A 13,635-nucleotide genomic window follows, 5' to 3' on the forward strand; every position below is an offset into this window, starting at 1 on the left:
TCACCGCATCCACATGTTCCGGAGGGGTCAGGACTCCTCGGGCTCGATGTCCGTACAGGTCAGCAAGTCTGCGTTGATCTCGCGGAGCGCGATCGAGAGCGGCTTTTCCTGCGGATGGGTTTCGAGCAGCGGACCAACATACTCAAGCAGACCTTCGCCGAGCTGAGAGTAGTAGGCATTGATCTGTCGAGCGCGCTTCGCACTGTAGAGAACGAGCTTGTACTTCGAGTCTGTCTTGGTCAACAGATCATCGAGGGGTGGGTTGGTTATGCCTTCAGCGACAGAACGGGTCCCAGACACGTGGCCTCACAAAAAATTAGGATTTCGCCCGGCTGCTGCCGGACGCAAACAAGTCTACCAATTCTTCGCAAGCCGCGCTGACATCGGTGTTCACGATCGTGACATCGAACTCCGATTCAGCCTCAAGTTCGATATTTGCGGTCCGAAGGCGCCGCTCGCGCTCGACCGAGTTCTCCGTGCCACGGCCAACGAGGCGGCGCTCCAGCTCGGCGAAACTCGGTGGCGCCAGGAAGCACAAGAAGGCCTCCGGCATACGTTCACGAACTTGCCGTGCGCCCTGGAGATCGATCTCCAGAAGCGCATTGCGACCGTCGGCAAGGGCCCGTTCGACCGGCGCTCGTGGTGTGCCGTAGCGGGCGGCCTTGTGAACCACCGCCCATTCCAACAAGCCGTCGGAGGCGATGAGTTCGTCGAACTCGGCGTCCGAAACAAACAGATAATGCACGCCATCGACCTCACCGGGGCGCGGCTTGCGGGTCGTCACCGACACCGAGATCCAGATCTCCGGATGGGTCAGGCGTACGCAGGCCGCAACCGTGCCTTTGCCCACGGCTGTAGGCCCGGCAAGGACGATCAGACGATGCGGAACGACCGGGGAACGGCCGTCAGGCACGGTCTTTGAACTCGCGCAACAACGCCGAAATCTGATTGGCACCAAGGCCGCGCAGACGGCGACTGTCGGCAATGCCGATGCGCTCCATGATTTCCTTGGCGCGGACTTTGCCGACGCCGGGCATCGATTGGAGCAGGTCGATCACACGGAGTTTGGCGATGACTTCATTCACTTTCGACTCCGAGATGACCTCCGCGAGGGTCGCGCCAGAATGTTTCAATCGGTTCTTGACTTCGGCACGCAATCGGCGCGCCTGAGCAGCCTTCGCGAGCGCCGCCTGCCGCTGCTCCGTGGTCAGGATGGGAAGAGCCACAACATCACCTCAACTAGAACGGGATGACAAGATCACTTCAGTGTGATCTTGCACTCCTTTTTGACATTCTTCACTACCGCGGTGCGTTCCTTGGTCGTGCCGTTGAAAGCGAGGTACGCATCGTTGACTTTTTTGAGCTGAGCGGTCGAGAGCTTGGCAACCTTTTTGGTGTCCTTCATCTCTTCGAGCTTTAGCCCCACATCTTTCTGCGCGGCCAGCACGCCACGGGTCTTCGCCGCGAGTGTTGACCAGTTCTTCTTGACGTCGCTCGGCGCCTCTTTGGCGATCGCGTCCATGACACCGGCGTATTTGGTGAAGTCTTTGGTGGTGCGTGACTGACCGAAATTGTTGAGCGCGGTGGTATTGGTTTCGACCGCGTCGCAGTAGGGATTTGAGCCACAACCCGACAGGGTTCCTGCCGCCATCATCGCAACCGCGAAGGCAACTCCAAGTCGTTTCATCCACACTCCTCGAAAGCCTGGAACCTACCTGGTTGCCCGACCGGTCGACATCAAATCCCGATCAGCCTACTGCAGGTCAGGACCATAGTGTGGCGCGACCTCCTGCCCGTGGCCATTGTTGCCAGTGGGGCTTCAGCGCAAGTCGTCGTTGAGCTGCTGTGCAGCCGCGCGGAGGGCCCGCAGATCGGGTCCGGCACGCAGAACCCCACGCGAGGAGGTCGGTATGACGTTGTCCCACACGTCGGCGAACAGGCGCCGCAAATCGTCGACCGTGCCGCCTTGCGCACCGAGGCCTGGCACGAGCAACGGGCCGTTGATCGCGATGTCCTCGGTCGTTGAACCGATCGTCGCGCCTATCACCGCACCGAATGAACCCATTGGCGTTGCGCCCGCATTGAGCGCGGCAAGTTGGGCCAGAACGCTGCCCGCGACGCTCTGCTCGCCCAGCCGCGCATGCTGAACCTCGCGTCCCTCAGGGTTCGAGGTCAGGGCCAGGACAAACAAACCCGCATCATTCTTTTCGGCGACGTCGAAGAACGGCTGCAACGATCCGAAGCCGAGGAAGGGGCTCACCGTCATCGCGTCGACCGCAAGCGGCGCATCATCATCGAGATAGGCCTCGGCATAAGCTGCGGCCGTCGAACCGATATCGCCGCGTTTGGCGTCCAGCACAACGAGTGTGCCGGTATGGCGAAGGTTGCCGATCGTCTCCTCGAGAACCGCGATGCCAGCCGATCCGAACCGTTCAAAGAAGGCCGACTGCGGCTTAACGAAGGCCACCTGGCCGGCGAACGCTTCAACGCAGGTCGCCGCGAAGGAGGCAAGCCCGTCGACGGTGTCGGGAAGTTCCCACTCAGCCAGCAGCGTCGCATGCGGATCAATCCCGACACACGCCGGACCGTACGCCGTCATCGCTGCGCGAGCACGCAACCCGAAACTCATACTTGAGCTCCCGCCAGTCGCTTAGCCCAGTCCTGCAACGAGCAGACCTCAATGCTGCCGGCAATCAAGGCTTCGATGCCTTGCACTGCTGCGGCGAGCCCTTGGATCGTGGTGATGCAGGGAATGCCCTCGGCAACGGCGGCTGTGCGAATCTCATAACCGTCAACACGTGGGCTGCCCCCGGTTGTCGCACCATGCGGGGTGTTGATGATCAGACCGATGTCGTGATTGTGGATCTTCTCGACGATCGTTGAGGCATCCTGTCCGACGACAACGTCCTCGCTGAGTTTACGGATCACCGTCGCGTCGACACCGTTCCTGCGCAACACCGAGGCGGTGCCAGTCGTCGCGAGAATCTCGAAGCCGAGATCGGCGAGCCGTTTGATCGGGAAAATCATGTGGCGCTTGTCCCGGTTGGCGACCGATACGAAGACCTTGCCAGCGGCTGGCAGCCCGCCTTGCGCACCGGCTTGCGCCTTCGCAAATGCAATTCCGAAACTTTGATCGATTCCCATGACCTCACCGGTCGAACGCATCTCTGGGCCGAGCAGCGTGTCGACGTACTTGCCCTCGTAGGTACGGAATCGGTTGAACGGCATGACCGCTTCCTTGACCGCGACCGGCGCGTGATCGGGCGTCACTCCCCCATCACCATGTTCGGGCAGCACGCCCGCCACGCGCAGATCAGCGATCGATTCGCCCAGCATCAATCGCGCGGCGGCCTTGGCCAACTGGGTGCCGGTCGTCTTAGAAACGAACGGCACGGTCCGAGAGGCACGCGGATTGGCCTCAAGGACGTAGAGGGTGTCCGAGGACATTGCGAACTGTATGTTGATCAGCCCACGAACGCCCACCCCATCGGCGATCGCGCGCGTTGACTCACGGATCCGATCGATGTCGTAATTGCCCAGGGTTATTGGCGGCAGGACACAGGAGGAGTCACCAGAATGAACGCCGGCTTCCTCGATGTGTTCCATCACGCCGCCGAGGAACAGTTCGGTGCCATCGTAGAGCGCGTCGACGTCGATCTCAATTGCGTCGTCAAGGAAGCGATCGACGAGCACCGGATGCTTCGGCGAGATCGTCGTCGCCCGGTTGATGTACTCCTTGAGGGTCTCCTCGTCATAGACAATCTCCATGCCGCGACCGCCGAGGACGAACGACGGCCGTACGAGCACCGGATAACCGATCTCGTCGGCGATCTGCTTCGCGCCGGCGAACGTGGTCGCGGTTCCGTGTTTGGGCGACGGGAGGTCGGCAGCGTCAAGGACCTTGCCAAATGCACCGCGGTCCTCCGCCAACTCAATAGCCGACGGTGAGGTGCCAACGATCGGCACGCCATTGGCTTCGAGGCCTTCGGCCAGTCCCAGTGGCGTCTGACCGCCGAGCTGGACGATGACACCGGCAATCGGGCCAGCCTGCTGCTCGGCATGGACGATCTCGAGGACGTCCTCAAGCGTCAGCGGTTCGAAGTACAAACGGTCCGATGTGTCGTAGTCAGTTGAGACGGTCTCGGGATTGCAGTTGACCATGATGGTCTCGTAACCAACCTCGGACAACGCCATCGCTGCGTGCACACAGGAATAGTCGAACTCGATGCCCTGGCCGATGCGATTGGGCCCGCTGCCAAGAATCAGGACGGCCGGTTTGGTGCGCGGCGCAATCTCGGTCTCCTCGTCGTAGGAGGAGTAGTGGTAGGGCGTCTTCGCCGCAAACTCCGCCGCACAGGTGTCGACCGTCTTGTAGACCGGCCGAACGCCGAGCGCGTGACGAACGCCGCGCACAACGTCTTCGTCCATGCCTCGCAGCCCAGCGATCTGGACATCGGAGAGCCCGTGCCGTTTGGCCCGACGAAGAATCGTTGGGCTCAGTTGTTTGGCGGCACGGACGTCGTCGGCCACTTCGTTGATGAGAAACAGTTGGTCAACGAACCACGGATCGATCTTGGTCGCATCGAAGATCTCCTCGGCCGTTGCGCCCGCACGAATCGCGTCCATAACAACTTTGAGTCGGCCGTCATGCGGCTTCTTGATGGCTTCGAGCAAATCGGCTTTGTTGCCGGCCTTGACGGTCCAGTCGAACGACGCATTGGAACTTTCGAGCGAGCGCAACGCCTTATTGAGCGCTTCGGTGAAGTTTCGGCCGATCGCCATCGCCTCACCGACCGCCTTCATATGCGTCGTGAGGATCGGGTCGGCGGCGGGGAACTTCTCAAACGCGAACCGCGGCACCTTGACGACGACATAGTCGAGCGTCGGCTCGAAACTGGCTGGCGTCACCTGCGTGATGTCGTTGGGGATCTCGTCGAGCGTGTAACCGATCGCAACCAGGGCGGCGATCTTGGCGATCGGGAAACCGGTGGCCTTGGACGCCAGGGCACTCGAGCGTGATACGCGCGGATTCATCTCAATGACGACGATGCGACCATTCGCAGGATTGACCGCAAACTGGATGTTGCAGCCGCCGGTGTCGACCCCGACTTCGCGAATGATCTCGATTGAGATGTCGCGCAATCGCTGATATTCAACATCGGTCAGCGTCATGGCTGGTGCAACCGTGATCGAGTCACCGGTATGTACGCCCATCGGATCCAAGTTCTCGATTGAACAAACGATCACGACATTGTCGGCCTTGTCACGCATGACCTCCAGCTCATACTCCTTCCAGCCGATGATCGACTCTTCTAGGAGCACCTCCGTGGTCGGACTCAGCGCCAGACCCATGCCGGCGATCTTGTGGAGATCGCGTTCGTCGTAAGCAATGCCCGAACCGGAACCGCCCATTGTGAAGGACGGACGCACGACTACGGGATAACCAAGGTCTTCGACCGCGGACACACAGTCCGCCATCGTGTGACAGATGATCGAGGCCGCTGACTCTGCGCCCCATTCGGACGGCAACCCTGACACGATTTGTTTGAACGTTTGGCGGTTCTCGCCCTTTTCGATCGCCTCGATCGTGGCGCCGATCAATTCGACGTCATACTTCTCCAGCACGCCACGCTCATCCAGCTGGATCGCGGCGTTGAGCGCGGTCTGGCCACCGAGGGTTGCCAGGAGCGCATCGGGGCGTTCCTTCGCGATGACCTTCTCGACGAACTCAGGCGTGATCGGCTCAATGTAGGTCGCATCAGCGAACTCGGGGTCGGTCATGATCGTCGCCGGATTGGAGTTGATCAGAATGACCCGGAGGCCCTCGGCGCGCAGGACGCGGCAGGCCTGGGTGCCGGAGTAGTCGAACTCGCAGGCTTGGCCGATGACAATTGGGCCACTGCCAATGACTAGGACGGATTGAATATCTTCCCGTTTTGGCATGTTGTTACTTTCCTCCAATTGTTTCGGGCACTGCCGCGCTTTGCATGAGGTCGATAAAGCGGTCGAAGAGGTAGGCGGCGTCGTGCGGACCGGCCGCGGCCTCAGGATGGTATTGGACGCTGAAAGCCGGCGCTTCGAGCAGCGCTAGCCCTTCGACGACTTGGTCATTCAATCCGATGTGAGTCACGCGGCCCGGTCCGTACGGCGTCTCGAATGTGCCCTCGATCGGCGCATCAACCGCGAAGCCGTGATTGTGGCTCGTGATCTCGACCTTGCCGGTGGTTAGATCCTGCACTGGCTGGTTGATCCCGCGGTGCCCATATTTGAGTTTGAACGTGCCGAGGCCGAGCGCGCGGCCAAAGATCTGGTTGCCGAAGCAGATGCCGAAGTAGGGAATCCGTCGATCGAGCACTTCGCGGAGCAGCGCGACGGGGTGATCGGCGGTGCTTGGATCGCCCGGCCCGTTGGAGAAAAACACGCCATCGGGCTTGATTGCCTCGATCGCTTCGATCGTGGTGTCGGCGGGCAGGACGTGCACTTCGATCCCACGTTCAGTCATCCGTTGTGGCGTCATGCCCTTAATGCCCAGATCGATCGCGGCAACAGTGAACTTCTTCGCCCCGACCGCCGGGACGACATATGCCGCCTCGGTCGTCACCTCGCTGACTAGATCCGCACCGGCCATCTGCGGCGATTCTTTGACCTTTGCGAGCAGGGCTCGCTCGTCGAACGATTCGGAACTGATGATGGCCCGCATCGAGCCGCACTCGCGCAGATGGCGTGTCAGCGCCCGAGTGTCAACGCCGCTGATCCCGACGATGTCCTGCGCCACCAGTTGCTCATCGAGCGAGCCGACCGAGCGCCAACTGCTGGGAACTCGTGCAGGGTCTCGTACGACATAGCCCGCGACCCAGATCCGGCTGGATTCAGAATCGTCGTCGTTGACGCCGGTATTGCCGATGTGTGGCGCGGTCATCACGACGATCTGACGGCGGTAGGACGGATCAGTGAGCGTCTCCTGATAGCCGGTCATACCGGTCGAAAAGACCGCCTCACCTACCGTCTCGCCACGTGCGCCATAGGCCTCGCCATGGAAGACACGGCCATCTTCGAGTACCAATACCGCCGGCTGGCTCATGCGTTCACCTTTGCTAATTCAGAGTTGCGGACTGTTGGGGTCCCGCGCAGGAAGGTCGCGACGACGATCCCGGGGAGGGTCAGTCCGGCGTACGGGTTATTGCGTGACAGTGACGCCGTGTCCCGCGGGTCGATAACCCGCGAACGGGAACTGTCATAAAGGACGATGTTGGCCGGCTCGCCAACCGCGATCGGCCGGCCCTGATTGCCGACGCGGCCGATTCCAGCCGGCTTCGTTGACATCCGGTCAGCGACCTGCGCCCACGTGAGCTGCCCCGTATCGACCATCGTCTGCTGTACGACGGAGAGCGCTGTTTCGAGTCCCAGCATGCCGAATGCCGCAGCATTCCACTCGCACTCTTTGTCCTCCATCGGGTGCGGCGCGTGATCGGTCGCAACGACATCGATCGTCCCGTCGGCCAGACCTTCGCGCACCGCCGCAACATCATCGGCCGAGCGCAGCGGCGGATTGACCTTATAGATCGGGTCGTAACTGCGTACAAGGTCATCGGTGAGCAGCAGATGGTGCGGCGTGACCTCAGCAGTCACGTTAATCCCGCGGCTCTTTGCCCAGCGGATGAGCTGAACCGAACCGCGCGTCGATAGGTGACAGACATGCAATCGCGAGCCGACATGCTCAGCAAGCAGCACATCGCGAGCGATGATTGCCTCTTCAGCGACTGCGGGCCAACCGGCCAGGCCAAGCTCGCCCGAAAGCGGCCCCTCATTCATCTGCGCATCCTCAGTCAGGCGTGGCTCCTGCGCATGCTGTGCAATGACACCGTCAAATGCTCGGACATATTCGAGCGCGCGGCGCATCAATAAGGCATCCGATACGCATTTGCCATCATCGGAGAACACCCGGACCGTTGCCGCCGAATCGGCCATCGCGCCAAGCTCAGAGAGGCCTTCGCCGCGTAGTCCAACCGTGACCGCGCCGACTGGCTGCACATCGCAGTAGCCACCTTCGCGACCAAGCCGCCACACTTGTTCAACGACGCCAGCAGTGTCGGCAACCGGATCGGTGTTGGCCATCGCGTGAACACAGGTAAAGCCACCACGTGCAGCGGCCTGCGATCCGGTAAGCACAGTTTCGGCGTCTTCGCGGCCAGGCTCGCGCACATGAGTATGCAGATCGACCAGCCCGGGCAGCGCGATCAGCCCCTCAGCCTCGATCACCTCAGCATCACTATCGAGCTTCGGACCGACCCCGGTGATCAGTCCGCCTTCGATGAGAATGTCGACGACATCCTCCCCGAGTAGCCGGGCATTGCGGATGACGTACGAGCTCATGCGTTGCCTTCTTCGTTGGTGGGCGCGGCTTCCGGCTGCGGATCGGTTTCGGTGTTCCCGCTAAGCAACAGGTAAAGCACCGCCATTCGTACGGCGACGCCGTTGGTGACCTGTTCGACGATGACTGAACGTTCGGAGTCTGCGACATCGGCGGTGATTTCCATGCCGCGGTTCATCGGGCCGGGATGCATCACGATCGCGTGCGGTTGAAGCCGATTCATCCGCGCGACGTCAAGACCATAGCGGCGACTGTATTCACGCGCGCTGGGGAAGAACGATTCATGCATTCGCTCGCGCTGGACCCGCAGCATCATGACCACATCAGAATTCTCGAGTGTGTCGTCGAGGTTGAATGATGTCGCGACGGGCCACTTCTCGATCCCGACCGGCAGGAGTGTTGGCGGGGCGACGAACGTGACGTTGGCGCCGAGCGTGTTGAGCAACAGCGCATTCGAGCGTGCGACGCGGCTGTGCAAGATGTCTCCGACGATCGTGACGTTCTTGCCGGCAAGCCCGTGTGCTCCGTCTACTTCGAGATGTCGACGCATCGTGAAGGCATCCAGCAACGCCTGGGTCGGATGTTCGTGCATACCGTCGCCGGCATTGATCACGGCGCCCGTCGTCCAATGCGCGTGCGCCAGACGGTGCGGGGCGCCAGAGTGATGGTGACGGACGATGACCGCATCCGCACCCATCGCCTGCAGCGTCAGCGCGGTGTCCTTGAGCCCCTCCCCCTTGGACGTACTGGAACCTTTTGCGGTGAAGTTGATGACATCGGCCGACAATCGCTTCGCGGCGGCTTCGAATGAGATACGGGTACGGGTCGAGTCCTCAAAGAAGAGGTTGACGACGGTACGGCCGCGCAGCGTGGGGAGCTTCTTGATCGGGCGTTTGGCAACCGACAGCATTTCTTCGGCCGTGTCGAGAATCCGGACCGCATCATCGTGGCTGAGGTCGCCCGCGCTCAGGAGATTCTTGATCATCGAGCACCGCCCTCGGGTGCCGCGTCCGTCTGCCGGATCACCACGCTGTCGCTGCCGTCAAGCTCCTTGACGCTGACCTTGACGCTCTCCGTGAGTGACGTCGGTAGATTCTTACCAACGAAATCGGCGCGGATCGGGAGTTCACGGTGGCCGCGGTCGATCAAGACCGCAAGTTGGACCGCGCGCGGCCGGCCGAGTTCGGTCAGCGCGTCGAGTGCGGCTCGGATCGTGCGACCGGAAAACAAGACGTCATCGATCAGAACAACAATCTTGTCCTCGACGTCATCGGGGATGTCGGTGTGTTCGAGCGTTCGCGCTGGCTTAGAGCGCAGATCGTCGCGGTACATCGTGATGTCAAGCGCGCCAGCGGTGATCGTCCGGCCTTCGACATCGCTCATACGCGTTGCAATGCGTTTGGCCAGATGAACGCCACGGGTCGGTATGCCGAGCAGGAGCAGATCGGCTGAACCACGATTGCGTTCGAGGATTTCATGGGTGATGCGGATGAGTGCACGGGAAATGTCCTTGTCATCAAGGACGGTGCGGGCCGCGGATCGGGCATCATCAGGCACGTGGGAGCCGCTGGGCGGGACCATCGTGACCTCCTTCTCCGCCTCTCGGGACGGTGGTTAAAGGATGTCTTTCGATTTCGACTTTAGCAGGGACCCGATCTTGTCCATTGCGGACCCGACCTCGTTGCCCATGTCCCACGAACAAAACAAGAAAGGTCTCTCTGCGTTCGGTCGCGGTGATCGCGCGAACGAACGCAGAGAGACCCGTGCCACGGAATGGCTACTTGATGAAGCCTTCCTGCTTGAGGAAGTCCTCGGCAACCTTCTTCGGCGGCAGGCCATCCGAACTGATCTTGGCGTTGAGCTCGGCGACCGTCGCGGTCGTGAGCTTCGCGCTCAACGGCTTGAGCACCTCGAGGATCTGGGGATGCTTCTTATTGGTGTCCGCGCGCAGAACAACTGCACCGTTGTACAGCGGGAAGAACTTCTTGTCGTCCTCCAGCGGCTTTAGACCAAGCGCCACAATACGTCCATCGGTCGTAAACACTTCACCGAAGTCGCACTTGCCCTTGTCGGTCTGGGTGTAGATAACACCGACGCCGAGCTTCTTGGTGAACTTCGACGATCCGGTGATTCCGTACGTCTTGAGAAAGCCCGGGTAGCCGTCAGGACGGCCAGCGAACTCACTCTCAACGCAGACCGTGGAATCAGGATTGGCCTTCAGATACGCGGCCATGTCCGAGTCAGTGTTGAGGTTGTGCTTTTTGGCGAACTCATTGGTCGTGGCAAACGCGTACGTGTTGTTGAACGGCGCCGGGTCACCCCATACCAGCTTGTTCTTGGCCAAGTCTTCCGTCTTGACGGCTTCGAACTGCTTGACCGGGTCCAGGATCGGCTTGTCGTGGCCGAGATAGTTGATCCAACCGGTGCCGTTGTAATCCCAATAGACATCAGTCGTGCCGGACTTGAGCGCGTTGCGCGTAGCCGTGCTGCCCTGAATATTGGTCTTGTCACTGACCTTCGCGCCAGCAGCCTTGAGCATCTGAATGGTGAGCTGGCCGAGCAGTAGTTGCTCATCGAACTCCTTGGAGCCGACCGCCAGGCTTACGCCCTTCAGTGCATTTGGATCGACCGATCCGGCTTCGACACTCCCATCGCCACTGCCTCCGCTGCTGCTGAAGCCGCAGCCGCTCAGAGCCAGCGCGATGGTGGCCGCGCCCGCGACCAGCTTTGTCGTATGTCGGATTGCCTTCATGTTCATACCTTTCGGTTGTAAGTACAGGCCCTTTTGGCCTACCTGATGCCGCGTGGTGTGAATGCTCGCTGAACCAACCCCCCTGCCCAGTCGAGAAGAAGCGCGAGGATAGCGATGAGGAGGCTCGCGAGGACCAGTACCTCATTGCGTCCGAGCTTGATGCTGCCGAATAGCAGGTCGCCGAGTCCGCCAGCACCGACGTAATCGCCGAACGCAACGGTCGCCACGGCCAGCACGACGGCGGTGCGTGCTCCCGCACCAATGATCGGAATTGCCAACGGCAACTCAACGCGGAACAGCACACCCATCGGGGACATGCCCATGCCGCGCGCCGCATCCTTGACACCGTCATCCACCTGCTCCAGGCCAACGATGGTGTTGCGCAGCACGGGCAGGACACTGTATGCAGTGAGAACGCCGACAACGGCCCACAACCCGATGAAGAAAATGCCGATGATCGCCAACAGGCCGATGCTGGGAGCGGACTGCCCGGCGTTCGCCACAGCGAGAACTCCTGGGGACAGCCATTTGAACCGCTGCCGGGTCACGAGGACTCCGAGTGGAACCGCGATGGCCATCACGAACAGTGCTATCAACAAACTGATTTGAACGTGGTCGAGCGTCTGATGCCACACGCGGCTGGGCTCGACTGCCCGCCTCACGATCGAGTCAAGGTCGGCGTTCATTAGGTACAACACATCCGCGCCCAGTGCGACTGCGCAGAACACCGGCACCAGCAGATCGGTCCACCGGAACAGCGGCCGACGCTTCTTTCGGACCTGGGGGCTCCCCTCCATCTCCGGTGCTGCAAGTGTCGCCGTGTCACCGGCCTCGATGCTCATGTGTCGGCCCGCATCTCACCCAAACGCGCCAACAGATCGTCGAGGGTGACCGTGCCGACAGCGACGCCCCTGCGCTCGACAACGAGCATGTCGTGGCCCTCGGCGAGCATCATGTCAAGCACGTCATTGAGCGTCGCTTTGATCGAGATCGTCGAAGCCGTCGAGCCTGCTGCGGCAGCGGGACCGAGATCTAGATCAGACAATCGCTCAAGCGCGAGCCGTTTGAGCGTCGCTCCACGCCCGATGAATCCTTCGACAAATTCGTCCGCAGGATTGGCCAAAATCGCCGCCGGCGTGTCGTATTGGGCGATCGCCGAGCCTTCACGCAGGATCGCGATCCGATCGCCAAGTTTGATGGCCTCATCGAAATCATGCGTGACGAACACGATCGTCTTGCGCAGATCTTCTTGGAGCGACAGAAATTCATCCTGGAGCCGCGAGCGGGTGATCGGATCCACCGCGCCGAACGGCTCATCCATTAACATGATCGGTGGATCGGCAGCCAGTGCGCGGGCCACGCCGACACGCTGCTGTTGACCACCTGAGAGTTGCCGCGGGTAACGGTCACGATAGGTGCCGGGCTCGAGGCCCACCAATTCGAGCATTTCTTCGACGCGTGTGTTGATTTGAGCCTTCGGCTGCTTGAGCATCTTCGGGACCAGTGCGACGTTCTGCGCGATGGTCAAGTGTGGGAAGAGACCAACCTGCTGGATGACGTAGCCGATCGTACGACGCAACTTGACATCGTTGAGCGACAAGACGTCCTTCCCATCGATCGTGATGCTGCCAGACGTCGGCTCGATCAGCCGGTTAATCATCCGCATCGTCGTCGTCTTGCCACAGCCCGATGGGCCGACAAGGACGACGATTTCGCCCGCCGGGATCTCCAGATCAAGTCCGTCCACCGCTGGCTTAGCGGTGTTCGGATATTTCTTGGTCACGTTTTTCAGGACGATAGGTACGCCGCCCATCTCGTTGGATTCAGACACGTAACCCCCTAGGAGTGGTGAATCGGCGGATGAGTAGGAAAGCGAAGTCGAGCAGCAGTGCGAGCGCGACGACTAAAATCGTTCCCGCGAGCGCTTCGTTGAACGTGTTGACCGAACCGAGTGCCGATAGCGCGTGGATGATGATCTCCCCCAGTCCCGGACCGCGTACGTAAGCCGCGATGACGACCAAGCCAACGGTCAACTGGGTAGCGATACGAAGACCGGTGAGAATCACTGGCCATGCGATCGGGAGCTCGATCCGAAGGAGTATCCCCAGCCGACTCATGCCCAGTCCTCGAGCGGCGTCGACCATATCGACATCGACGCTTTGCAGGCCAATCACTGCGTTACGGATGATCGGCAGGAGCGCATACAGGACGAGGATTGGGAACGCAGTCACTATCCCGAGTCCGGTGATCGGGATCATCAGGCCGAACAGTGCGATCGATGGGAGTGTGAACAGCACCGAGGACACGCTGACGGCTCCGGCGGACAACGTGGCAGATCGATAAGTCAGGATCGCGATGCCCACCCCAAGGATGGCTGCACATACGATCACGAGGATGGAAAACAGCAAATGCTGTTGAGTGAGAAAAATTAGTTTGGACTGGTAGGCCTTGAGGTATTCGAAGAAGGGCAGTCCTCCCACAGGCATCTCCGTTCATCTAGTTTTACTTTCAC

General features: G+C 60.7%; 14 protein-coding genes. All 14 read right to left on the reverse strand.

Going from position 1 to position 13,635, the window contains the following annotated elements; genetic code table 11:
- Positions 1–27: 27 nt before the first annotated feature.
- Complete coding sequence (rpoZ, locus tag AC2YB9_RS10615) at positions 28–300, reverse strand: DNA-directed RNA polymerase subunit omega (protein ID WP_487265313.1); 273 nt, start codon at positions 298–300, stop codon at positions 28–30.
- A gap of 16 nt (positions 301–316) precedes the next feature.
- A complete protein-coding gene (gmk, locus tag AC2YB9_RS10620; protein WP_487265314.1) occupies positions 317–913 on the reverse strand; it encodes a guanylate kinase in 597 nt (198 codons plus the stop codon).
- A complete protein-coding gene (gene mihF, locus AC2YB9_RS10625; protein WP_487265315.1) occupies positions 906–1,226 on the reverse strand; it encodes an integration host factor, actinobacterial type in 321 nt (106 codons plus the stop codon). Before mihF ends, gmk begins: the two co-directional genes overlap by 8 nt.
- A 32-nt stretch (positions 1,227–1,258) precedes the next feature.
- Positions 1,259–1,687, reverse strand: coding sequence for a hypothetical protein (locus tag AC2YB9_RS10630; protein ID WP_487265316.1), 429 nt, complete (start codon positions 1,685–1,687; stop codon positions 1,259–1,261).
- A 132-nt stretch (positions 1,688–1,819) separates the two neighbouring features.
- Positions 1,820–2,629 carry an orotidine-5'-phosphate decarboxylase gene (gene pyrF / locus AC2YB9_RS10635; RefSeq protein ID WP_487265317.1) on the reverse strand — a complete coding sequence of 270 codons (810 nt, stop codon included), beginning with the start codon at positions 2,627–2,629 and terminating at the stop codon, positions 1,820–1,822.
- Positions 2,626–5,943 (reverse strand): carbamoyl-phosphate synthase large subunit, encoded by a 3,318-nt coding sequence (gene carB / locus AC2YB9_RS10640; protein WP_487265318.1) that lies wholly within the window; start codon positions 5,941–5,943, stop codon positions 2,626–2,628. Before carB ends, pyrF begins: the two co-directional genes overlap by 4 nt.
- Positions 5,944–5,947: 4 nt before the next feature.
- Complete coding sequence (gene carA, locus AC2YB9_RS10645) at positions 5,948–7,081, reverse strand: glutamine-hydrolyzing carbamoyl-phosphate synthase small subunit (RefSeq protein WP_487265319.1); 1,134 nt, start codon at positions 7,079–7,081, stop codon at positions 5,948–5,950.
- Complete coding sequence (locus tag AC2YB9_RS10650; RefSeq protein ID WP_487265320.1) at positions 7,078–8,373, reverse strand: dihydroorotase; 1,296 nt, start codon at positions 8,371–8,373, stop codon at positions 7,078–7,080. The genes carA and AC2YB9_RS10650 overlap by 4 nt, the downstream gene beginning before the upstream one ends.
- Positions 8,370–9,356, reverse strand: coding sequence for an aspartate carbamoyltransferase catalytic subunit (locus AC2YB9_RS10655; protein WP_487265321.1), 987 nt, complete (start codon positions 9,354–9,356; stop codon positions 8,370–8,372). Before AC2YB9_RS10655 ends, AC2YB9_RS10650 begins: the two co-directional genes overlap by 4 nt.
- Positions 9,353–9,952, reverse strand: a complete 600-nt coding sequence (gene pyrR, locus AC2YB9_RS10660) for a bifunctional pyr operon transcriptional regulator/uracil phosphoribosyltransferase PyrR (protein WP_487265322.1) — start codon at positions 9,950–9,952, stop codon at positions 9,353–9,355. Before pyrR ends, AC2YB9_RS10655 begins: the two co-directional genes overlap by 4 nt.
- 196 nt (positions 9,953–10,148) lie before the next feature.
- Positions 10,149–11,123 (reverse strand): glycine betaine ABC transporter substrate-binding protein, encoded by a 975-nt coding sequence (locus AC2YB9_RS10665; protein WP_487265323.1) that lies wholly within the window; start codon positions 11,121–11,123, stop codon positions 10,149–10,151.
- A 38-nt stretch (positions 11,124–11,161) separates the two neighbouring features.
- Positions 11,162–11,965: an ABC transporter permease gene (locus AC2YB9_RS10670; protein ID WP_487265324.1), complete on the reverse strand. Its 804-nt coding sequence runs from the start codon at positions 11,963–11,965 to the stop codon at positions 11,162–11,164.
- Complete coding sequence (locus tag AC2YB9_RS10675; protein ID WP_487265325.1) at positions 11,962–12,954, reverse strand: ABC transporter ATP-binding protein; 993 nt, start codon at positions 12,952–12,954, stop codon at positions 11,962–11,964. Before AC2YB9_RS10675 ends, AC2YB9_RS10670 begins: the two co-directional genes overlap by 4 nt.
- Positions 12,947–13,603 (reverse strand): ABC transporter permease, encoded by a 657-nt coding sequence (locus tag AC2YB9_RS10680; RefSeq protein ID WP_487265326.1) that lies wholly within the window; start codon positions 13,601–13,603, stop codon positions 12,947–12,949. The genes AC2YB9_RS10675 and AC2YB9_RS10680 overlap by 8 nt, the downstream gene beginning before the upstream one ends.
- Between the last annotated feature and the right edge of the window lie 32 nt (positions 13,604–13,635).

It is taken from the genome of Aeromicrobium changchenzhani (assembly GCF_057586615.1).